This window comes from Paenibacillus xylanexedens (genome assembly GCF_007676705.1).
GTDB classification, from domain to species: Bacteria; Bacillota; Bacilli; order Paenibacillales; family Paenibacillaceae; genus Paenibacillus; species Paenibacillus xylanexedens_C.
This window is the reverse complement of the sequence record NZ_VEBF01000002.1, coordinates 1,322,658-1,343,912: the sequence shown is the minus strand read 5'-3', so window position 1 is coordinate 1,343,912 and position 21,255 is coordinate 1,322,658. Positions and strand designations below refer to the sequence as shown.

General features: G+C 47.9%; 22 protein-coding genes. 17 read left to right on the top strand and 5 right to left on the bottom strand.

The genetic code is table 11. From position 1 onward, the window contains the following. Nucleotides 1-198: 198 nt before the first annotated feature. Genes FS628_RS16005 through nirB form a run of 3 tightly spaced genes read right to left on the bottom strand, consistent with a single transcriptional unit; the run spans nt 199 to nt 3,844 of the window. Nucleotides 199-981, bottom strand: coding sequence for a formate/nitrite transporter family protein (locus FS628_RS16005; RefSeq protein ID WP_145323377.1), 783 nt, complete (start codon nt 979-981; stop codon nt 199-201). 49 nt (nt 982-1,030) lie between these two features. Then, nucleotides 1,031-1,357 carry a nitrite reductase small subunit NirD gene (gene nirD / locus FS628_RS16000; protein WP_145323375.1) on the bottom strand — a complete coding sequence of 109 codons (327 nt, stop codon included), beginning with the start codon at nt 1,355-1,357 and terminating at the stop codon, nt 1,031-1,033. Nucleotides 1,358-1,414: 57 nt separating this feature from the next. Further along, nucleotides 1,415-3,844: a nitrite reductase large subunit NirB gene (nirB, locus tag FS628_RS15995; RefSeq protein ID WP_145323373.1), complete on the bottom strand. Its 2,430-nt coding sequence runs from the start codon at nt 3,842-3,844 to the stop codon at nt 1,415-1,417. 276 nt (nt 3,845-4,120) lie between these two features. On the opposite strand from nirB, the gene FS628_RS15990 reads away from it, so the two are divergent. After that, nucleotides 4,121-4,828 carry a metal-dependent hydrolase gene (locus FS628_RS15990; RefSeq protein ID WP_145323371.1) on the top strand — a complete coding sequence of 236 codons (708 nt, stop codon included), beginning with the start codon at nt 4,121-4,123 and terminating at the stop codon, nt 4,826-4,828. A gap of 232 nt (nt 4,829-5,060) precedes the next feature. On the opposite strand, the gene FS628_RS15985 is transcribed toward FS628_RS15990, so the two are convergent. Both FS628_RS15985 and FS628_RS15980 read right to left on the bottom strand, forming a co-directional pair. Continuing rightward, nucleotides 5,061-5,381, bottom strand: a complete 321-nt coding sequence (locus FS628_RS15985; RefSeq protein ID WP_076214284.1) for a hypothetical protein — start codon at nt 5,379-5,381, stop codon at nt 5,061-5,063. Between the two features lie 167 nt (nt 5,382-5,548). Next, nucleotides 5,549-6,622, bottom strand: coding sequence for a M42 family metallopeptidase (locus FS628_RS15980; RefSeq protein ID WP_145323369.1), 1,074 nt, complete (start codon nt 6,620-6,622; stop codon nt 5,549-5,551). A gap of 636 nt (nt 6,623-7,258) precedes the next feature. Between FS628_RS15980 and spoVAC the strand changes: the two genes are divergently transcribed. The 16 genes from spoVAC to FS628_RS15900 all read left to right on the top strand — a co-directional run bounded on the left by spoVAC (nt 7,259) and on the right by FS628_RS15900 (nt 21,254). Then, a complete protein-coding gene (spoVAC, locus tag FS628_RS15975; RefSeq protein WP_145324195.1) occupies nt 7,259-7,711 on the top strand; it encodes a stage V sporulation protein AC in 453 nt (150 codons plus the stop codon). Continuing rightward, nucleotides 7,708-8,724 carry a stage V sporulation protein AD gene (gene spoVAD, locus FS628_RS15970; protein WP_145323367.1) on the top strand — a complete coding sequence of 339 codons (1,017 nt, stop codon included), beginning with the start codon at nt 7,708-7,710 and terminating at the stop codon, nt 8,722-8,724. The genes spoVAC and spoVAD overlap by 4 nt, the downstream gene beginning before the upstream one ends. A 5-nt stretch (nt 8,725-8,729) precedes the next feature. Next, a complete protein-coding gene (gene spoVAE, locus FS628_RS15965) occupies nt 8,730-9,080 on the top strand; it encodes a stage V sporulation protein AE (protein WP_145323365.1) in 351 nt (116 codons plus the stop codon). Nucleotides 9,081-9,286: 206 nt separating this feature from the next. Further along, nucleotides 9,287-10,243, top strand: coding sequence for an AAA family ATPase (locus tag FS628_RS15960; protein ID WP_062835567.1), 957 nt, complete (start codon nt 9,287-9,289; stop codon nt 10,241-10,243). A gap of 3 nt (nt 10,244-10,246) precedes the next feature. Next, nucleotides 10,247-11,494 (top strand): DUF58 domain-containing protein, encoded by a 1,248-nt coding sequence (locus FS628_RS15955; RefSeq protein ID WP_145323363.1) that lies wholly within the window; start codon nt 10,247-10,249, stop codon nt 11,492-11,494. Continuing rightward, the gene (locus tag FS628_RS15950; RefSeq protein ID WP_145323361.1) at nt 11,491-13,704 is read left to right on the top strand and encodes a DUF4129 domain-containing transglutaminase family protein; all 2,214 of its coding nucleotides are present in this window, start codon (nt 11,491-11,493) and stop codon (nt 13,702-13,704) included. The genes FS628_RS15955 and FS628_RS15950 overlap by 4 nt, the downstream gene beginning before the upstream one ends. Nucleotides 13,705-13,813: 109 nt before the next feature. After that, entirely contained in the window at nt 13,814-14,341 is a 528-nt protein-coding gene (locus FS628_RS15945; RefSeq protein WP_145323359.1) for a YqeG family HAD IIIA-type phosphatase, read from the top strand. Then, nucleotides 14,338-15,465 (top strand): ribosome biogenesis GTPase YqeH, encoded by a 1,128-nt coding sequence (yqeH, locus tag FS628_RS15940; protein ID WP_145323357.1) that lies wholly within the window; start codon nt 14,338-14,340, stop codon nt 15,463-15,465. Before FS628_RS15945 ends, yqeH begins: the two co-directional genes overlap by 4 nt. A gap of 45 nt (nt 15,466-15,510) precedes the next feature. Next, complete coding sequence (gene aroE / locus FS628_RS15935; protein ID WP_145323356.1) at nt 15,511-16,380, top strand: shikimate dehydrogenase; 870 nt, start codon at nt 15,511-15,513, stop codon at nt 16,378-16,380. Between the two features lie 81 nt (nt 16,381-16,461). Next, nucleotides 16,462-16,755, top strand: coding sequence for a ribosome assembly RNA-binding protein YhbY (gene yhbY / locus FS628_RS15930; protein WP_063567269.1), 294 nt, complete (start codon nt 16,462-16,464; stop codon nt 16,753-16,755). 15 nt (nt 16,756-16,770) lie between these two features. Continuing rightward, nucleotides 16,771-17,361 (top strand): nicotinate-nucleotide adenylyltransferase, encoded by a 591-nt coding sequence (locus FS628_RS15925; protein ID WP_145323353.1) that lies wholly within the window; start codon nt 16,771-16,773, stop codon nt 17,359-17,361. Further along, on the top strand, nt 17,345-17,911 hold the full coding sequence (yqeK, locus tag FS628_RS15920; RefSeq protein ID WP_145323351.1) for a bis(5'-nucleosyl)-tetraphosphatase (symmetrical) YqeK: 567 nt from the start codon (nt 17,345-17,347) through the stop codon (nt 17,909-17,911). Before FS628_RS15925 ends, yqeK begins: the two co-directional genes overlap by 17 nt. 17 nt (nt 17,912-17,928) lie before the next feature. Next, entirely contained in the window at nt 17,929-18,276 is a 348-nt protein-coding gene (rsfS, locus tag FS628_RS15915) for a ribosome silencing factor (RefSeq protein WP_036615136.1), read from the top strand. Then, nucleotides 18,273-19,178, top strand: coding sequence for a CvfB family protein (locus FS628_RS15910; protein WP_145323349.1), 906 nt, complete (start codon nt 18,273-18,275; stop codon nt 19,176-19,178). Before rsfS ends, FS628_RS15910 begins: the two co-directional genes overlap by 4 nt. A 130-nt stretch (nt 19,179-19,308) precedes the next feature. Then, complete coding sequence (locus tag FS628_RS15905; protein WP_145323347.1) at nt 19,309-20,079, top strand: class I SAM-dependent DNA methyltransferase; 771 nt, start codon at nt 19,309-19,311, stop codon at nt 20,077-20,079. A 218-nt stretch (nt 20,080-20,297) separates the two neighbouring features. Then, nucleotides 20,298-21,254, top strand: a complete 957-nt coding sequence (locus tag FS628_RS15900) for a phosphotransferase family protein (protein WP_145323345.1) — start codon at nt 20,298-20,300, stop codon at nt 21,252-21,254. Nucleotide 21,255 lies beyond the last annotated feature (1 nt).

Sequence of the window (21,255 nt, the reverse complement as noted above, 5' to 3'; positions counted from 1 at the left end):
CATCCTTTACAAGTTAGGTGGGCGTATACACTGACTATACTTCAGTTATATTAACCACGGATTAACGATGTATACATTGAATGTAAAATGAAGCCAGAAAGCCACGATGGATGATTGAACGTGAGTTCGTCATCCATCGTGGCTTCATCTGTGCAAATGTTATGCTACCTAACGTAGATAAGTGCTGCTGGTCAACTATTATGCCTTTTTTCGTACCGGTGAAGTGTACCAGTACGCCATGCCGACAAAGAGGGCACCACCGATGATATTACCAAGTGTCACCGGAATCATGTTGTGGAACCAGCCTGCCATAGTGATCGTATCCGGGTGGTTCGGCAGTAGCCAGGATAAAGATAGTAATGTCATATTGGCAACACTGTGTTCATAGCCACTTGCGATAAATGCATATAGACACCACCAGATAAGAACAAGTTTGGCGATATCCTCTTTGGAGCGAGCGGCCATCCAGATTGCCAGACAGACGAGCCAGTTACAGAGAATGCCGCGGAAGAACAGCTCCGATACGGGAGCGGCCATTTTTTTGGCAGAGACGACAAACAGCAGATGTTCCGGCGTAGCCGTCTTGAACAGGCCGCTACCGACAATAAGCAAACTTAGCAGGATGGCACCGAGAAGGTTACCGATAAAGACGAGCCCCCAGTTCTTCAACGTTTCGTTCACTGTGGTTCGGCCAGCCAGCGTACTCATGGTGAAGAACATATTGTTACCTGTAAACAGTTCCGATCCGGCAAAGATGACCAGTGTGAGCGCGAGTCCGAAGGACATGCCCATCAACATGGTTTGCAGTGGTGACTGTGCCGCAAGGAGCGGAGCACCAATACTGAAGATCAGAACGATGCCGAGTCCTACATAAGCACCAGCCATCAAGGCAGCAACCATGTACCGTGGCAGGCTTGCGTTCATCTGATCGCGTTTTTTAACCGCAGCTTCAATAATTCCCTCAACACTTGGTGTATACATCACGGTTTCCCCCATTATTTTGCATCAATCTGTGAATGTTTCAATGGAGCTATATTGCAATCCAGACTTGACCATTCTCTACTTTCACCGGATACATCTGTACTTGACCGTTGTCCGGTGCTTGCACAATACCGGTAGTCAGGTCGATTTTCCAATCATACAGTGGATCGTACAGATAATGTCCGGACACGATACCTTCAGCCAGCGGCCCACCCTTAGGGTGGGGGTTGTGATTATCCGCAGCGAAGATGGTGCCATCCGATGCCAGAAAGACAGCAAGCTGATGATCCTTAATTTCAACTACTCTTCCGATGCGTGGCAGAAAGTCTTCAACTACTCCGGCAGGGAAGTAGGTGCCTGATTGTTTTGTCGTCATCTTGAACCACTCCTTTTATCTATTTAACATGGATCCCGATTCATCTTGCCAACTTGCTTATGGACGAGCTGACACTTCGATTCCGTGGAACATTTTACTTTGGCCTTCTTCATTGCGAATCGCTTTTTGCCAAGGTTCTTCAACATGCTCAAGTGCAAACTCAATCCGCTCCATCAAAGCTTTTCGTTCTTCGAGGTTATCCACGACAACCGAGCGAATATGTTCCAGACCCATGCGTTCCACCCATTCCGAAGTCCGTTCCAGATAGTTACCTGTCTCGCGGTAATACTGCATGATGGCTCCGCACAGTTCGATCAACTCTTCATCCGTTTTTACTTTGCATAGGGAATCAGCAAGTCTTGCTTTAATACCGCCGTTGCCGCCGATAAAGATTTCCCAGCCCCCGTCGTTACCAACGATACCGATATCTTTTGTACATGCTTCTGCACAGTTCCGCGGACAACCATTGACAGCATATTTAAACTTGGCTGGCAGATCCAGACGTTCGAATTTGCGTTCAATTCTGGCGCCCATAGCCATGGAATCCTGTGTACCGAATCGGCAGAATTGGGAGCCGACACATGTTTTGACCGTACGCAGCGATTTGGCGTATGCATAACCTGAAGGCATATCCAGTTCAGCCCAGACTTTGGTCAGATCTTCTTTTTTAACACCAATCAAGTCGAGACGCTGACCGCCAGTCACTTTGACTGCTTTAACATCATATTTGACTGAAACGTCAGCGATGCGTTTGAGGTCTGCTGGTGTAGTCACCCCGCCATACATCCGAGGTACCACCGTATACGTTCCATCTTTTTGAATATTCGCGTTCATGCGTTCGTTAACAAAACGGGATTCCTTCTCATCTTCGTGCGTGTCCGGTGCAATCATGCCAAGGTAATAGTTGATTGCCGGACGACATTTGGAACAACCTTCTGGCTGACTCCATCCAAGTACATTCATGACCTCTTTGGTCGTTTGCAGTCCTTTTTGACGAATCTCGGCTACAATCTCATCCCGTCCCATAGATGTACATCCGCAGATGCCCTGTTTGGCTCCAGTACTGAAGTTGTCTCCAAGTACATATTGCAAAATCTGTTCCACAACCGGTTTACATCCACCGCAAGAGCGGGTTGCACCGGTACAGGCTTTGATTTCATCTACAGTGGTCAGGCCCTGGTTTGTAATTACATCGACAATAGTTCCTTTAGTCACTCCGTTACATCCGCAGACGATCTCGTCCTCGGGCATCGTTTCAACAGAGGTTGCTTTCTTATGACCGCCACAGCCTGTGCCCATGAGTGAACCGTACAATTCCTCGGTCATTTCGGTTTGATTTTTGATCAGCTTTTGCAATTCGGCAGAATCCGTAATGTCACCGAAGAGCACGGCACCGACCATTTTATTGTCACGAAGCAGAATCTTTTTGTAGGTTCGTTTCCAGTCATCTTTGTGCGAAATGACGGTGTGTTCCGGACTGTCGATGAATTCACCGGTTGAAAAGACGTCCACACCCGAAATTTTCAATTTCGTGGATACAACAGAACCTTCATAAGGAGCCGTTTCAACCCCGCAGATATGTTTCGCCAGAATCATGCCTTGTTCGAACAATGGGGCAACGAGGCCATAACATACGCCGCGGTGCTCTGTACATTCCCCGACCGAGTACACATTCTCAAGTGAAGTCTGCATATAGTCATTCACGACAATGCCCCGATTCACTTCCATACCGCTTTCACGGGCTACAACCGTATTAGGTTTAATCCCTACAGCCATGACAACAAAATCAACATTCAGAACCGTATCATCTGCAAAACGTATCCCTTCAACGCGTTCGCCGCCCAGCAGTTCGGAAGTCTGCGCACCCATCTTGAACCGGATACCCTGACGTTCCAATTCAGCTTTCAACATGGCTGAAGCTTGCGGATCAAGCTGACGCTCCATCAGATCCTGCATCAAGTGCACTACGGTAACTTCCATGCCAAGTTGTACCAACCCTTTGGCAGCTTCAAGGCCTAGCAGTCCGCCCCCGATAACGGCCGCTCGTTTATACTGTTTAGCAGCTTCCAGCATGACATTGCAATCGGCGATATCACGGAAACCGACGACACCTTCTTTGTCATGTCCAGGTACGGGGAGAATAAAGGAGTTAGAGCCAGTCGCAATGATGATTTTGTCATAAGGGAAGCGAGTTCCATCCTCTGTCACGACCTCATGGGTATCCGAATCAATTCGGGTCACGGTTGTTCCTGTATGGAGGGTAATACCATAATCCTGATACCAGTGGAGATCATTCAGTACGATGTCATCCAGTGTTTTGCTTCCTTCCAATACATAGGACAACATAATGCGGTTGTAGTTAGGGTAGGGCTCTGTGCCAAAAACAGTAATATCAAATCGCGATGTTAACTTCAAAATTTGTTCTACAGTACTGATTCCTGCCATTCCGTTACCTATGATAACGAGTTTCTCTTTTTTTCCGTTCATGTGTGTATGCCTCCTTGGATAGACGCTGTACATTACCAACAATTTTAGTGGTTTATATTTGAAATTATACAAGTAGTTGACGACAGTTTATGTGATTTAATTCACTAATAAAGATAGAAGAGTCATAAATATAATAGTGTGAGCCCCATCACAGAAAGTGATATTTATTTTCATACAAATAAGAAATACGAACTATTGTTCTTGTTTTGGTTTCGTTGTACTATCAAAAGTGGGCTATGTATGTTCCCTATTTCTTCGAAAGGAAGTTTTTGCACCATGATGGGAAGATCCCACCTGATGATCGGGACAGGCGTATCACTTTCTGTACTTCAGTTGGCTGGTATGCCAGTGACTGCACCGGCAGTTACGGTTGCTCTGATTGGTTCCTTATTGCCTGACATCGATGAGCCGAATTCGCTGTTGGTATCGAGAGCATTGCCTAATAGCCTGATCAGGCTGTTACAGACCATTCTTTTGCCGACAGCTGTATTTGTGTACTTCTATGTTCATGCCAAACCGTGGAACCTGTTGCTCGCGATCCTCATTGCACTTGTGTCATTTCTACCCTCGCGTTCACTACGCAAAGTGCTGATGTTTGCGATTGGACTCGGGCTCGTTTTCTATGGTCACTCATTCGCGCCATGGAATCTGATTGCAGGCAGTCTGTTAATGCTCTGCACCACCCTGACTCACAGGGGACTGACACATACCCTTTATGGAACCGCAATATGGGCTGGCTTACTTTACAGCACGACCCAGCAGCAGGGACCGGAGATTTGGGTAGCGGGAGGTACGGCATATGCGATGCATCTGTTGGCCGATTCACTAACCAATCGGGGTATTCGTCCGTTACCACCGCTCAAGTGGCGCATACGGGTGAATCTGATGAGTACAGGAACCAAGCGAGGGGCCGTTGTAGAGAATGTTTGCATTGTCCTTACCCTTATTTTGGCCTGGATTGCATTCTCACCGCTATTTCTATAGCCATCCAAAAAACGCCAGCCCGCATATTGTGGACTGGCGTTTACAGGTATGCATTTCATAATGAATGGAGCGTAATCACGTACGCCAATTCAGGATTGAGATGGTGAATCGGTTAGATCGTCAATATCGGAAGAACCAAATACAAATAAAACAACAAGAATGACAATAATCAATAGCTCAGCGAACCCATTTCCGTCAAAGTCAGACATCACTTCAACCTCATTTCTTGGCGTTAAGAATTGATTCTTTGTTGGAAAGCCCGTATAACATCATTCAACGTCATGTCCCCACCAATCTCATCCAGGAATTGCACCAGTTTGTCTTGATTCGATGGTGTAATGTTTTGTAACGTTTTATATTGTCCGACCAGTTCAACGACTAGTGTAGCTTCTCGAAACAACGTGACCGCATCCACTCTTAACTTCCCGCTTACCAGTAATGCAGCAACGATAAGTTCCAGATTTCTTCCTTTAAGGTTGCCATTGAGAAGGGTGTTTGCAGCATTTGTTTTTTTGGAACCTTTATTCGATTTTCCATTCCTTCTCACTGCCATAACAGGTCCCCCGCTGTTTGGTGTTTAAATCATCTACCGTTATTGTATCTTATGTGTAATTCCCTATAATGTTCGGCCTATTAATCCTCTGTGTAACTGTGTTCAACTGATATCGTTGTGGATCTAAAAAAGAGACCTCCCGATAGTTAGGAGGTCTCATGTCAATGCTACGCGTTATTAATTATGGTATTCATTGTTGTCCGATCCAGACCTTTCACCAGCTTCACAATCAGCTCCTTGGCTGCATCATAGTCGTCTGTGTGAATGATGGAGGAAGAGGTGTGAATATAACGGGCACAGATACCAATTACCGTTGAAGGTACACCGATTCCACTCAGGTGAACTTGACCTGCATCGGTACCGCCTGGCGAGATGAAATATTGCATTTTGATCTGATTGGATGAAGCGGTGTCTTGCACATACTCCACCATTCCGCGATGGGTGAACATACCCGGGTCAAAAATACGAAGCAATGCCCCTTGTCCGATATGTCCAAATGACTGTTTATCCCCTGTCATATCATTCGCCGCGCTACAGTCAAGTGCGAAGAAGATATCCGGCTGAATCAGATTGGCCGCTGTACGTGCACCGCGAAGCCCCAGTTCTTCCTGAACCGTTGCACCAGCATAGAGCGTATTAGGCAGTTTTTCCTTGTGCAGCGCTTCAACCAGTTCAAGTGCAAGTCCTACTCCATAACGATTATCCCACGCTTTGGCCATGATTTTCTTCGGATTGGCCATAGGTGTGAATTCACAGATCGGCACGATCTGCATCCCCGGATGAATGCCCCAGGATTCTGCTTCCGCCCGGTTGTCCGCTCCAATATCGAGATACATGGTGTTCAGATCCACAGGTTTGCTCCGTTGGGATTCGTCCAGCAAGTGCGTAGGTGTAGAACCAACCACCCCGATAATTCGGCGATCAGGTGTGATAATTTCCAGTCGTTGAGACAGTACAGCCTGACTCCACCATCCACCCAGTGGACGGAATTTGACCATACCCGTTTCCGTAATGCCCGTAGTCATGAAACCTACTTCGTCAAAGTGTCCGGCTACCATAACTTTAGGGCCGGATTCCTCCCCGCGTAATACACCAAAAAGACTCCCAAGACGATCCTGTACGAATTCATCGGTATAAGCGGACAGTTGCTCTTTCATCCAGCCGCGAAGCTCACGTTCAAATCCGGATGCGGAAGGGAACTCCGTTAACGTGCGGAACATTTCCATCGTTTTTTCATTCATGTGTCTACAACTCCTCTGTTGGTATGTAAATCAGGTCACAGTAGAACGGCTACCCGCCTGTTGTTATTTAACCACTGGTCACATTACAGTATGAACCTTGCGCAAGTGATTGTCCATGTTTATGTCACGTATTTAAGGCATAATTTGGGCCTGTATCGTGCCTTAGTTTTATCAGTCTCTCCGCTGTCGTCGCAATCCTGACGCCGCTCGAGTGAATATGAATATACGGAGGAGATGTCATCATTTTTTGAAGTTCTTCATGCTCATATTCGCTTGTTAGTACACAGGAAGGAGCCGGGATATCAGATGAAGCCTCCGGAAGAGGATACTGAAAAAGTGCTGTTTATCGTTCTTTTTATCTTGCTCGTGATCGTTCTTCTTTATTTATAGGACGTAATCAAATAACTCTGGAGATCCGGCATAATCGAATCTTGTTTCCACGGCTTGATCCTGTTGGAAACATATGCTGTCTGTCGCCGGATACATAACCTTCCGATCATTAACAAACAATGAATAGAGGATTACACACATAGGCATTCATCAGCCGCAGCTGTTGATTCATTCACATAAAGGAGGTCTTGTATTTTGTCAGCTCAATCTGCATCCGGAAGCTCAAAAAAATCATCGTCTCTGTCCATGGATGAAAAGGAGTACAAGAAAGTCGCGAAAAAACATGAGCCGCCTCGGCCGATCCTGAAAAACTGTCTCAAGGCGTTTCTGGTTGGTGGAACCGTCTGTTTGATCGGACAGGCCATTCAGGAGGCTTTTATGGCTGGCTTCGACATGACATCGAAGGAGGCATCCAATCCAACGGTTGCTGTCATGATCCTTATATCGGTTATTCTGACCTGTCTGGGCGTATACGATAAAATGGCTCAGTGGGCAGGAGCGGGCACCGCTGTTCCGGTTACCGGATTTGCCAATTCCATGTGCTCTGCTGCACTGGAACATCGCGCTGAAGGGTTAGTGCTCGGTGTAGGGGCCAACATGTTCAAGCTTGCTGGTTCCGTTATCGTGTTCGGTGTCGTGGCGGCATTTGTCGTAGGTATCGTATACGCCTTTTTGGGATTCGGAGGTGGGCACTTATGAAACGACTGGGTCGCCAGACGTGGCAGTTTGAGAATCGTCCGCGGATCATCGGTAAAGCCGCAGTTGTAGGACCAGAAGAAGGCGAGGGTCCATTGTCATCTGATTTCGATTATGTCTATGACAACCTCGAGATCGGCGAGAAGACGTGGGAAAAGGGAGAACGCAAACTGCTCGAACAGGCCTCTCAGCTGGCTTTGGTTAATGCAAATATCACCAAGGAAGAGCTTCACTTTTTTGTTGGTGGAGATCTGATGAATCAGATTATCAGCAGTTCCTTTTCAGCACGAAAACTGGGAGCACCTTATCTGGGTGTCTTTGGTGCTTGCTCCACATCCATGGAAACATTAGCTTTGGCCTCCATGATTGTTGACTCGGGAGCTGGAGATTATGTCCTTGCAGGAACGGTGAGTCACAACTGTACGGTGGAAAAACAATTTCGGTATCCGACGGAGTATGGCTCCCAAAAGCCGCCTTATGCGCAATATACCGTCACAGGATCAGGGTGTGGTGTGGTCTCCCGTACTGGTGATGGTCCCGTTGTTACCAAAGCCACTATTGGACGCATTATGGATTTGGGCATCAAAGATCCCTTTAACATGGGTTCAGCCATGGCGCCAGCAGCAGCCGACACTATAATCTCTCATTTCAGGGATACGGGATTGGAACCCGGCTATTATGATCTCATTGTGACAGGGGATCTGGCTTCCGTCGGTCTGCCGATTACGAAAGAACTCCTGCAAAGAGAAGGCATTCCCATGGAACAGACGGTTTTTAATGACTGCGGCCTGATGATCTATGATCGGGAGAAACAACCTTATGTTGTTGCCGGGGGAAGTGGCTGCGGATGTTCTGCCACCGTAACTTATGGTCATATTTTGAACCGAATGCAGAAGGGTGATCTTAAGCGGGTGCTCGTCGTTGCTACCGGGGCACTGTTGTCTCCAATTTCGTACCAGCAGGGTGAAAGTATTCCCTGTATAGCTCATGCCGTAGCCATAGAAAAGGAGGGATAAAGGTAATGCAGTTCTTGTGGGCATTTATTATTGGCGGTTTAATCTGTGTTGTCGGACAGCTTCTAATGGATGGGGTTAAACTGACGCCAGCTCATACCATGAGTACACTTGTTGTGACAGGTGCGCTTGCGGATGCATTTGGCCTGTATGACCCCTTGGTTAAATTTGCAGGTGCGGGTGCTACCATCCCCATCACAAGTTTCGGTAACTCCTTGGTGCACGGGGCATTGACGGAGCTGGAAAAAGAGGGATGGCTGGGTGTGATTACAGGGATTTTCGATCTGACTGCGGCAGGGATTTCGTCAGCGATCATCTTTTCTTTTCTCGCGGCATTGGTGGTTAGACCAAAAGGCTAACGTAGAATGAGAAATCTACTTGAACATATTGCGATTCAGCAGAGGCTTCGGATAACTCTATCCGGGCCTTTTTGTCGTATTCATGCGTAAACTGCGGCGAATCTGACGGGCTGGAAACAAATTGTGATTCCCTTCGAGTGTACTCGTGACCTCGGATCATGTACAATAAAAGGAAATCTGTATGCTTTTTTAGGAGGTTAGACCACATGCCTGTGCGCAAAGAGTCGATCCAAATCATATCCGCAGTTCGTTCGAATCTGGAATCCTGCATTATGGGGAAATCCTTTGAAATTCAACTTTTACTTACAGCTTTGCTTGCAGGCGGGCACGTTCTGATTGAAGACGTACCGGGAACTGGCAAAACGCAGTTGATCAAGGCATTATCGAAATCCATGCGCGGAGAGTACCGACGCATTCAATGTAATCCTGATATTTTACCAAGTGATATTACGGGCGTATCCGTGTTTCATCCGAAGGATGAGCGTTTTTATTTCCGTCCAGGCCCCGTAATGACCAACATCTTGCTTGCTGATGAGATTAACCGGGCAACAACGAAAACGCAGTCAGCTCTGCTCGAAGTTATGGAGGAGCGCAGTGTAACCGTTGATGGCGATACGTATGATCTGCCACATCCGTTCATGCTCTGTGCAACTCAGAATCCGATTGATTTTGAAGGTACGTACACATTGCCGGAAGCACAACTTGACCGGTTTATGTTGAAAATAAGTCTCGGTTATCCCGATAAAGAGATTGAGAAAACCCTGTTGAAGACACATCAGTTGGGCCAGCCTGTAGATCGGCTTGAATCCGTAACCCATATGGATCAGATCTCGGCAATCCAACAGGAGATCAAGGAAGTCTTTATCGGTGATCCCGTCATGGACTATCTGCTGGATGTTGTTCGTCAAACCCGCTCCCACCCATCTGTATTGCTGGGTGCCAGCCCACGGGCAGCCATATCCTTTATGATGGCCGTGAAGGCCTTTGCTTTCTTGCAAGAACGTGATTATGTGCTTCCGGATGATGTGAAGACGATGGCCCCTTATGTGATCTCTCATCGTATTGTGCTCCGTCCCGAATCGAGATTGGACAGTATGAGTTCCGAGGCCGTTCTGAATGCCGTACTTCAGCAGGTTCGCGTGCCCGTCTCCATGGGGCAATAGTTCATGAAGCCGCTTTTGAGTACAGTGAATAGAGGGCTGCGCCACCCACGCGTATGGAGCATCGCAATGGTGTGGATGTGCTGTCTGGCTTATGTTTTGTTTCAGGGCGGGAAGACATCCCTTATGTTGCTGTCGATGGTGACCCTGCTCTGCGTGTATCTTGCCATTGCTGGATTTAGCGGAGTAAGACGTGCTCAAGGAGTGCGTAAGCTCTCCTCTGGCCCGGACCACGAAGAACTGCTGCATGCAGGCGATCAGGTTCAAGTACAGCTGAGTCTGACTATTCCGGGATTCCTCCCGCTTCCTTATGTTGTAGTACGTGAAATGCTGCACCGGCATAACGGAGAATCCTGGTCGTTCAAGGAAAGCTTGATTCCCAATATGCGAGGAAATGGCGAGTTGTCTTTCCAGACACCGCCACTTGAGCGGGGCAAGTATGTTTTTTCAGAAACAGAATGCGCCAGTGAAGACATTTTTGGACTGATTGAACATCGAGGGAAGTTTAAGGCTAAAGGTGAGTTTCGAGTACTGCCAAGAACGGTATTTATTCCATATTGGCAGCTATACGACCGCAAATCACGATTATCCGGTCCACAGACGGCTCTAACCCGCTCGCGAAGAGAGACGACCCAGATTAATGGTGTACGTGATTACGTATACGGAGATCGACTTTCCCGCATTCACTGGAATGCCACGGCGAAGACAGGGAACTGGAAGTCCAAGGAGTTCGAACATGAGTCGGTACCCAAAACCATTCTGGTTCTCGATGGGCTAGCATCAAGTTATGAACATGGGGATGCATTTGAGATTGCCGTGTCCACAGCTGCCTCTCTACTGGAGTATGGTGCCAGAGAACGAATGGGAATGGGGTTGTTGACATTGTCAGACGAGACATCCTTCATGGCCCCCAGTGAAAGTCTGTTGGAACGGCAGAAGATGATGCATCATCTGGTGGATATTCAACATAATGGGCAGGATACGCAGCTGTTGCCTGGTGTGGAAAGAATCGCACGTCAACTGCCTCAGGGAGCTTACTTTGTCGTGATTTCTCCCCAGAAGGATGAGAAAATATTAGAACTGTTGCGCTGGGCTGATACGCGGGGCATGACTCCATGTCATATTCTGATCGATACCAGCGAATCCCGCCGGAGTGCCGAGTGGAATGCCATGTTGCGTGGAAGAGGCACGAGGTCATTCGCTGTTTCTCATTTGCAGGAGCTTCCAACGGTGATGGGGGGAGGTTCTGTATGAGTACAAAAGGAACTGAAAGTGTTACAGGCAAACGATCCTGGTATCATGCAGCATCATTGCTCTGGATTTTCCTCATTGGAATGCAGTGGATTTCATTTACACAGGAATCTTGGTATACGGAAACGACTTCTCTGGTGTTATGGACACTTGCAGCGGTCTGTGTGCTGGAGGTCATTCTGCCCTTCAAAACGATATATCGGACGATCATCAAGGCGGTTGTCGTCGGTTACATTTTGCATAAAACACTAATTGATTATATGGTGTACATCCCTTATGGCTCTTTAACGGATCGAGCGGAGCAATTTATATTGCATATGGCGCCATACATCTGGTTCTCTCTGTGTGCATGGGTGATGCTTGAAGCTGCCCTTCGGCTCGTGACCACCACACGTCGCATTCTTGTTTTTCTGGGTGTCAACATCATTTCGATGGGGATTCTCGATTCTTTCACTCAGATCCCACTCTGGATTGAAATCGCGTGGGTGATGTTTGCAGGGATGGGATGGCTCGTATGTCAGCATTTCCGCAATTATCAGCTACAGTATCCACAAGGTTGGAAGCGAATCATCCGTCATCCTTATAAAGTCCTGGCCAATATTGCCATTATCTTTTCTTTAATTATTGTGGCCAGCGTCAATATGCCGGAGATTCCACCCACCTTGACAGACCCATATACGGCGTGGCGTAACTATACCGGTACTTCCACAAGCCAGGCTGGTAACGGAAACCTTGATATTCCGGCGGCTACCGAATCGGGATACAGCAGGGAAGACAATCAGCTTGGTGGAGGGTTCAACTTCGACTATACTCCTGTCATGTCTGTCACCACCAATGAGCGTAGTTACTGGCGTGGTGAGACACGTGCAGAGTATACAGGTACAGGGTGGGATGACCGGGGACGGGGTGCGACAGAGAATGTTGAAGCAGGACAGCCTCTGGAGAATGATGAATCCGGAAACGTAAATACCAGACAAGTAACCCAGAATGTAACGATGCTGAATGATAATGTTTATCCGATTCTCTTTGGTGCTTATTCGATCGCTGAAGTGAGTTCGATTAACGGCGAGGACAGAGCAGAACGTATGTTGTGGAATGCTGAACAGGCTGAACTGCATGTGGTGACAGACCGTCAGCAACCACAGTATCCCAAGACGTACACCATCGTGTCGGAAGCTCCTGTGATTGTGGAGGATGAGCTGCGTACAAAGTCTTTTGAAGATCTGTACAACAGTAATCCGGCAGACGATATGTACTTGCAGTTACCATCCCGTTTCCCTGACCGGGTGTCAGATTTGGCAGCTGAAATAACAGCATCTGCGAATACCCCGTATGAAAAAGTAGCATTACTGCAAAACTATTTACAAACCAATTTTGAATACACGAACAATCCGGATTTATCTCGAAAAGTAAGCAGCGACTTTGTGGAAGGCTTCCTGTTTGACATTATGGAAGGCTACTGTGACTATTTCTCCACTGCGCTGGTAATGATGGCGCGCTCGGAGGGCATTCCTGCAAGGTGGGTTAAAGGTTATGCGCCTGGACAACTGTCTCTGAATTCGGACATGCAGGCTCCGCGTCAACCTGGCGCGGAGATTGAGACAACCTACACTGTTACGAATGCAGATGCACACTCCTGGGCAGAGGTCTATTTTGGTGAGTATGGCTGGATTCCTGTTGAAGCAACCCCAGGATTTGATATGCCTTTGCTCACGGAACAACCTGATGTACAGCCTGTAGATGAGCCTGAAGAACAGCCAGAAGAAGAGCCGGTACAAGAGGAAGAGCAGACTCCTGCACCAGAGCAGGCCTCGTCCACCATCCCGACTTTTGTCATCTGGGCTGCAGGAGCCATCATCGCATTGTGGATAGCATATATGTTCTGGCGTAATCGCTTCTCCTTGCGATTCCTCCTGCTTCGTCTGCGGACAGGTGGACCGCTCACCCCTGAACAGAAGGTGGTGGCAGAGACCGAGCGTTGGATTCAATATGTGAAACGCAAAGGTCTGACCCGGAGCGGAGACGAGACACTTCGTGAATCGGTAACCCGCTGGAGCCAGGCCAAGCCAGCTGCAGAAGCTACATTGCATGAGCTTCTCATGAAGTTTGAACAGACTCGCTACAGTCCGGCGTCCGTAACTGCCGACGACTGGAAGGGTGTCTATCAGACAGCCTTGAAGCTGCGGAAGGAACTGAAAGCGGAACGGGCATAGTTGTTGCCCGTCCCGTTTTTCCTTTTTCCTATGCCATCAGGCGCTGTATGCATTTTCAGGAAAGACGGATTTGTGATATAGTGTGTCGTATGAAACTGAGGTGACTTCTTTGTTTAAAATGTTAATGCCCAAGCTGCGTGTAGACACGGTTTTTGACATTAATCTGGAAGAGCTGTACGCTCAAGGCTACCGTGGAATTATAACTGATCTGGATAACACACTCGTTGGAGCCAAAGCCCCTGACGCTACGCCCGAACTGATTGAATGGTTTGCACGTGTGAAAGAGGCAGGTTTCAAGCTGATGATTGTGTCCAATAACAATTTGAATCGTGTATCCCTGTTTGCGACCCCGCTGGATATCCAGTTTGTGCATAGTGCACGCAAACCATCGAATGTACCGTTTCGTAGAGCAATGAAAATGATGGAGTTAACTCCTGAAAAAACGATTGTAGTAGGCGATCAGATGCTTACGGACGTCTATGGAGGGAACCGAATGGGTCTATATACCGTTCTGGTACTGCCAATCTCCATTGGGGACGAAGGCTTCATGACCCGCTTCAATCGACGCGTGGAACGGATTGCTCTAACGAGTTTACGCAGGAAAGGCTTATGGCTTGAGGAGGAAAAGAAGAAATGACAGAACCGCATAACGGCAACCTTGCCGTAAGGTGCAGCGGATGCGGCGTGCATCTGCAAACAGAAAATCCGGAATTACCAGGGTTTATCCCCGAGAAGGCACTGGATCGTGAACCGGTTATATGCCAGCGCTGTTTCCGCATCAAAAACTACAATGAGTCATCATCCGTTACGGTGGATCAGGACGAATTCCTGGCGCTGCTTAGCAAAATCGGGGATAAGGATGCACTTGTCATCCATATCGTTGATTTGTTTGACTTTGATGGCAGTATTATCTCAGGTCTGCAACGTTTTGTAGGCAACAATCCGGTATTGCTTGCTGTGAACAAAACGGACTTGCTTCCAAAAGTAACCAACTGGAACAAGGTTCGCAATTGGGTACAAAAGCAAGCCAAAGAACAAGGTTTGCGTACAGTGGATGTAGTCTTGTGCAGTGCAAAGCAAAATCAGGGCTTCGACCGACTGCTTGAGCTAGTTGGAACCTATCGCGAAGATCGTGATGTGTACGTGGTTGGCGGAACCAATGTGGGCAAATCCACACTGATTAACCGTCTGATCCGGGATTACAGCGATCTGGAGCAGGAACTGACCACATCCCGTTATCCGGGCACAACGCTGGATATGGTGAACATTCCGCTGGATGATGGGAAATATATTATTGATACGCCTGGAATCGTGTATCCATGGCGTTTCAGCGAGATTGTTTCCCGTAAGGATCTCGCTGCCATCATGCCCGAAAAACCGCTTAAACCGGCTGTTTATCAGTTGAATTCTGGTCAGACGCTGTTCTTCGGCGGCATGGCTCGATTCGACTTTGTTGAAGGTGATCGCCAGTCGTTCACTTGTTTTATCAGCACTGCGCTTGATATTCACCGGACGAAGCTGGAGCGTGCAGATGACCTGTACCGTGACCACCTGGGAGAATTGTTATCTCCGCCAACCCGTGAGGATGCAGCAGAGATGGCTGAATGGACCAGACATGAATTCCGTATCAAACGCGGCAGTCAATCGGATGTATTTATCTCTGGTCTGGGCTGGATTAAGGTGAATGGCGATATTGGAGCACTTGTTGCTGTGCATGCTCCAAAAGGCATTCGTGTACAGATCCGTCCATCCTTAATCTAATGTAATCTCAGAACCTGTACATCAGAGCGGATCGGAGGCGGACCTATGTCTGAGGAGAAAAAATGCGACCCTTCACTTCCCGTGTTGCTTGGCGTTATGGGTGATCCTATTGCTCATTCCAAATCACCGGCAATGCACAATGCGGCCCTCCAGGCTGCAGGAGTGAATGGAATGTATATGCCACTGCATGTTCATCCGGATCAATTGGAAGCGGCAGTTCGGGGAATTGTGGCATTGGGCTATCGTGGTGTCAATGTCACCATCCCGCACAAAGAGCAGGTGATGCAGTACCTGGATGGGATCGATGAAAGTGCTCGCCTGATTGGTGCGGTGAATACCATCGTCAATGAAAGTGGAACACTGACAGGGTACAATACGGATGGTATTGGCTATGTCCGATCCCTGAAGGAAGAGGCTGTGCCGGAGCTTGCGGGCAAACGTATTGCTGTCCTGGGAGCAGGTGGAGCGGCGAGAGGCGTTATATACGCACTTGCATTGGAGAAGCCTGAGCAGATTCACATTCTGAATCGTACAGCGGACAGGGCTATTGCACTTGCTTCGGATTTACGGGGCCATGGCTTGGGAGAAATCTCGGGCGGTGGCATGGAAGACGCTGCGACGGTCTTGGCTACGGCTGATATTGTGATTAACACAACGGCTGCCGGAATGCATCCTCATGTTGATGACGTGCCGGTTGATCCTGCACTAATTCGTGAAGGCGCAGCTGTGAGTGATCTGATCTATAATCCGCTGGAAACTCGCCTGCTTCGGGAGTCACGGTTACGTGGATGCACAGTGCACGGTGGTCTGGGTATGTTTGTATATCAGGGCGCTGTAGCCTTTGAACATTGGCTCGGCATCCCGGCTCCTGTGGAGACGATGAGACGTGCAGTGTTAAAAAGTTTTGAAGTGTGAAAATATAAATGAACGGTCAGGTCCGGACAGTCTTTGAACTGTCAATTAGGGCCTGCTCAATATAAGGAGTATGGAGTATTCATGTTAAACGGTAAACAAAAGCGCTTTTTGCGGTCACAGGCACATCACCTGACCCCTGTATTTCAGATTGGTAAAGGTGGCACAAACGAGCACCTGTTCCGTCACATCGAAGATGCGATTGAGAAGCGCGAATTGATGAAAGTGCAAGTGTTGAACAACAATGACGAGGACAGAAAAGAGATGGCAGAAGAAGTTGCCCGTGAAACGGGAAGCGAGCTTGTACAAGTCATCGGTAACACAATCATCCTGTACAAAGAATCACGCGATAACAAACAAATCGAACTACCTAGATAAGGGAGCGTGACGCGGGTGAAGATCGGCATCATGGGTGGTACGTTTGATCCGATCCACATGGGACACCTCCTGGCAGCTGAAGCGGCAAGGGATTCGCATGCACTGGATGAGATCTGGTTCATGCCCTCCCATGTTCCACCTCACAAGCGGGGTGCCGGAGCTTCGGGACAGCAACGTCTCGACATGACGGAAGCGGCTGTGAAGGGTGTGCAGCAATATGAGGTGCTCGGCATCGAGATGGAACTTGGCGGAGTGTCTTATACCATCGATACGATGAGGGAACTGTGGCGTCGCCATCCAGAACATGAATTCTATTTCATTATCGGGGCGGATATGGTGAACTATCTTCCCAAATGGGAGCAGATTGAAGAGCTTGCAGAACGCTTAACCTTTATCGGAGTTGGTCGGCCGGGCTTCCAGTTACATCTGGATGATTTACCAGACGAGTTACAGGATCGGGTCCTGCTGGCCGAGATGCCCTTGGTCGATATTTCATCGACAGCCGTACGCAGACGTCTTGCCAAAGGACATTCGGTACGCTTCATGATTCCTGATGAAGTGCACCAATATATTGTAAGGAGCGGTTTATATGGGACTAAGCCGTGAGGAACTGATTCAAGCCGTATCCGGACAAATGCCGGAGAAACGCTGGAAGCATACACTGGGTGTGATGGAATCGGCAGTGAAGTTGGCTGAAAAATACGGTGCTGATCCTGTAAAAGCGGATCTGGCAGCGATATTGCATGATGTGGCGAAGTACTGGCCCGTAGCGGAGATGGAAGTGGTCATCCGTGATAACGGATTAAACCAGGAACTTCTGCAGCATGACAAGCAGCTCTGGCATTCCGAAGTCGGTGCTTTTGTAGCCGAGCGTGATTACGGTGTAGCGGATTCCGAAGTTATTAATGCCATCCGGTGGCATACCTCGGGTCGGGTAGGCATGAGCTTGCTGGACAAAGTGGTATGTCTTGCCGATTACATTGAGCCGGGACGAGATTTCCCGGGAGTGGATCACATTCGCGAACAGGCTGAACGTAGTCTGGAGGAAGGTTTAATTGCCGGATTCGATTCGACGATCAGCTTGCTGATCTCGCAACGACGTGTCATTTATCCTTTGACCATGCTGTCGCGTAATGACTTGATTGCACAATTATAGATTATGGAGGTTGGTTCATGACAGTATCATCGAAAGAACTTATGAATATGGCGGTTGCTGCCGCTGACGACAAAAAGGCATCCAACATTGTAGCGTTGGACCTGATTAATGTTTCTCTGGTGGCGGATTATTTTGTTATTTGTCACGGGAATTCCGATACACAGGTACAAGCCATTGCCACTGAAATTCGCAAACAAGCTCATGCAGCCGGAGCGACGATCAAAGGTATCGAAGGTATGGATTCCGCACGTTGGGTATTGATGGACATGGGCGATGTTGTTGTTCATATCTTCCACCGTGACGAGCGTGAATACTACAATATTGAACGTCTATGGTCTGATGCCAAAGTGGTGGAAACTGTATGAGTTTGATTGCTGGAACAGTCGTCTCTTTGCCGGTTTCACGTGAAGTGTCTCCGTTTGGCTTCTTTTTGACGACAGGATCGGAAGATGTACTGCTTCACTACACCGAGTTAACGCGGGATATTAAGATTGGCGAGACGCTTGAGGTTTTTGTATTCTTTGATACAGAAGACCGTCTGGCCGTAACGATGAAAAAGCCTTATCTCATGCTCGGCGAAATGGCACGACTGGTTGTGGCTGATGTCCACCCACGACTGGGTTGTTTCCTCGAAATGGGACTTGGACGGCAATTGCTGCTTCCCATCCGTGAGCTGCCTGAACTGGAAGAACTGCGTCCTCAAGTAGGGGATGAAGTCTTTGTAATCATGGAACATGACAAGCAAGGACGTCTGCGTGCCAAATTGGCCGGGGAACGTGAGCTTTCACCATTGTCTTTCCATGCTCCAACTTCATGGTTAAACGAATGGGTTGAAGCGACGGTGTACAAGCCACTGCAGATGGGTACTTTTGTACTTGTAGAGGGCGGTGTACTGGGCTTTGGCGCGATTGGTATGATTCATTCATCCGAACGTAGTCATATGCTGCGTCTTGGTGAAAAAGTTAAATGTCGGGTGACACTGGTACGTGAAGACGGACGTGTGAATCTGGCCATGACTCAACTAAAACAAGTTGGACGTAACGAAGATGCAGACAAGCTGCTCGCTTTCATGAAAGAACGTCCTATGGGGGGCATGCCATACTCGGATGCAACTCCGCCGGATATCATCAAGCAGCGCTTTGGCATCAGTAAGTCTGCTTTCAAGCGTGCCTTGGGCAAATTGATGAAAGACGGACTGATCGTGCAAAAGGAGAGCTGGACGTATTTGTCCGAATCTGCACCTGCGGATCAGGATGAAACCAAGTAATTTTCTTGATTAAATATTTGTAACATGGAACTAGGAGAAGGCAGGGCTAGGCTGGGTAAACACCGGATACCCCTGCTTTTTCTTTTGTTAGATCAGGATTGGAAAATGAAATTGAAAGTGCGGTGCCTGAATGTCTTACCGGAAATTTGCCTATGTCTATGATGAATTAATGGAAGATATGCCTTATCCGGACTGGATAAGGTTTGCAAGAACAGCCTGGGAACATCATGGAATGCCCAAAAGTGTCGCAGAACTTGGCTGTGGGACGGGCTCGATTACGATCCCGCTCGTGAACTCCGGTTTTGAAGTTACAGGCATTGACCTCTCAGCAGATATGCTGTCGGTTGCGCGCAGTAAGATGGAGGCCACGCCTCAAGGTCATCGCTTGTACCGCGAAGGCAGTGTACGTTGGGTGCAGCAGGATATGCGGGATTGGCGAGTTCCGGAGCCTGTGGATTCAGTGATATCTTTCTGTGATTGCGTCAATTACCTGCTTGAACAAGAAGATGTCGTTCGTACATTCCAGCGCACATATGAGATGTTGAAACCTGGTGGAACGTTCCTGTTTGATGTTCATCATCCCAATACCCTTATTCGTTATGATGAGGAACAGCCTTTTGTATTGGATGAACGCTCCGTATCGTATATATGGACTTGTGGATTGGATCAAGATCGTTGTGAGATTGAGCATCATCTGAGTATCTTTTCGCGTGTGGATGATGGGAGCAAGGATATGTACCAGCGTTTTGAAGAAGTTCATGTCCAGCGCGCGTATAATCCGGACTGGATGAAGCTGGAGTTATCCAAGGCAGGTTTCAGAGACGTGAAGGTGTATGCCGATTTTGAATGGGAAGAAGCCGGAGACAGCGCACAGCGCTTGTTCTACGTTGCTGTGAAGTAAGAGCGAATGAGAAGAGCTGTCCTTATGGTGCATAAGGGCAGTTTTTTTGTTTGATACTCCAAGGAGAATGAATAACAAGCTTCTGTGAATCGGACAAGGAATGCAAGAAAAGACATAATGAGGTGACAAAAAGTATTGCTAGTTATAGGAAAGGAAGCCATAATGGTTGGAAAGAAAGCGTTTTCTAACCGAATTAATATTCAAAGCGAGGTGCAGTAATGGAAAGTACATATAAAACAAGACTCACGTCAGAACAGCTGAATACCATAATCAAACAACATCTCTCTGCAAGTATACAGGACTATAAGGAGATGGTGGATGGCTGGGCCAATCATGCATATCTCATTACCCTAAGTGATGCACAGCGGGTGGTACTCAAAATTGCCCCGTCGGCTTCGACAAATCTGATGCGCTGTGAGCAGGATCTCATGATTGCCGAGGTTGAGGCACTACGCCTCATTACGAAACTACAGGATGTTCCCGTACCGCAAGTGCTGGCTTATGATGATTCGTTAACCATTGCTCCAGCGCGTTATTTTATCATGGAGTATATGTCTGGAACACCCTACAATCAGGTCAAGGATCAGTACGCGGCGGAAGAGCAGGAAGCTATTGAACAACAGCTGGGTCGTTACAATCGTCGGATTAATGAAATCAAAGGAGAGAAGTTCGGATATTTCTCGGAGCAAAAACAACGTTATTCCACTTGGAAAGAAGCATTTATCCATCTGATGGATGACATTCTTAACGATGGGGAAGAAGCCGGGATTACATTTTCGAGTGAATACCCTGAATTGAGACGCTTGATTGAAGAAAAATCGGATGTGCTGGACGATGTAAAAGAACCTGTACTTGTCAGTTGGGATCTGTGGGATGGCAATGTTCTGGTAGACGCAGGTCGCATCACAGCAATTATTGATTTTGAACGTTCTCTGTGGGCAGACCCTTTGATGGAGCATTACTTTAGTCATTTTAACTATACTCCCGGATTCGTGAAGGGATACGGGCATGCGATTACGACTGAAAGTGAGCTGAGAAGAAGAAGTCTATACGACTTGTATTTTGATCTGGTATTACGCATTGAATGCGCTTATCGCCAATATGATAATCAGGAACATGTGAATTGGGCCATTCATAATCTGGAGGAAGGCATCGAGCGTTTTCGTTTATCCTGAA

Bases quoted from the DNA above. Each gene is read 5' to 3' on its own strand.
- spoVAD (WP_145323367.1), top strand. From the start codon at position 7,708: ATGAAACGACTGGGTCGCCAGACGTGGCAGTTTGAGAATCGTCCGCGG.
- spoVAC (WP_145324195.1), top strand. From the start codon at position 7,259: ATGGATGAAAAGGAGTACAAGAAAGTCGCGAAAAAACATGAGCCGCCT.
- yqeH (WP_145323357.1), top strand. From the start codon at position 14,338: ATGACAGAACCGCATAACGGCAACCTTGCCGTAAGGTGCAGCGGATGC.
- yhbY (WP_063567269.1), top strand. From the start codon at position 16,462: ATGTTAAACGGTAAACAAAAGCGCTTTTTGCGGTCACAGGCACATCAC.
- FS628_RS15910 (WP_145323349.1), top strand. From the start codon at position 18,273: ATGAGTTTGATTGCTGGAACAGTCGTCTCTTTGCCGGTTTCACGTGAA.
- FS628_RS15980 (WP_145323369.1), bottom strand. From the start codon at position 6,622: ATGAATGAAAAAACGATGGAAATGTTCCGCACGTTAACGGAGTTCCCT.
- FS628_RS15905 (WP_145323347.1), top strand. From the start codon at position 19,309: ATGTCTTACCGGAAATTTGCCTATGTCTATGATGAATTAATGGAAGAT.
- nirD (WP_145323375.1), bottom strand. From the start codon at position 1,357: ATGACGACAAAACAATCAGGCACCTACTTCCCTGCCGGAGTAGTTGAA.
- FS628_RS15900 (WP_145323345.1), top strand. From the start codon at position 20,298: ATGGAAAGTACATATAAAACAAGACTCACGTCAGAACAGCTGAATACC.
- FS628_RS15960 (WP_062835567.1), top strand. From the start codon at position 9,287: ATGCCTGTGCGCAAAGAGTCGATCCAAATCATATCCGCAGTTCGTTCG.
- FS628_RS15990 (WP_145323371.1), top strand. From the start codon at position 4,121: ATGATGGGAAGATCCCACCTGATGATCGGGACAGGCGTATCACTTTCT.
- yqeK (WP_145323351.1), top strand. From the start codon at position 17,345: ATGGGACTAAGCCGTGAGGAACTGATTCAAGCCGTATCCGGACAAATG.
- aroE (WP_145323356.1), top strand. From the start codon at position 15,511: ATGTCTGAGGAGAAAAAATGCGACCCTTCACTTCCCGTGTTGCTTGGC.
- rsfS (WP_036615136.1), top strand. From the start codon at position 17,929: ATGACAGTATCATCGAAAGAACTTATGAATATGGCGGTTGCTGCCGCT.
- spoVAE (WP_145323365.1), top strand. From the start codon at position 8,730: ATGCAGTTCTTGTGGGCATTTATTATTGGCGGTTTAATCTGTGTTGTC.
- nirB (WP_145323373.1), bottom strand. From the start codon at position 3,844: ATGAACGGAAAAAAAGAGAAACTCGTTATCATAGGTAACGGAATGGCA.
- FS628_RS16005 (WP_145323377.1), bottom strand. From the start codon at position 981: ATGTATACACCAAGTGTTGAGGGAATTATTGAAGCTGCGGTTAAAAAA.
- FS628_RS15985 (WP_076214284.1), bottom strand. From the start codon at position 5,381: ATGGCAGTGAGAAGGAATGGAAAATCGAATAAAGGTTCCAAAAAAACA.
- FS628_RS15955 (WP_145323363.1), top strand. From the start codon at position 10,247: ATGAAGCCGCTTTTGAGTACAGTGAATAGAGGGCTGCGCCACCCACGC.
- FS628_RS15950 (WP_145323361.1), top strand. From the start codon at position 11,491: ATGAGTACAAAAGGAACTGAAAGTGTTACAGGCAAACGATCCTGGTAT.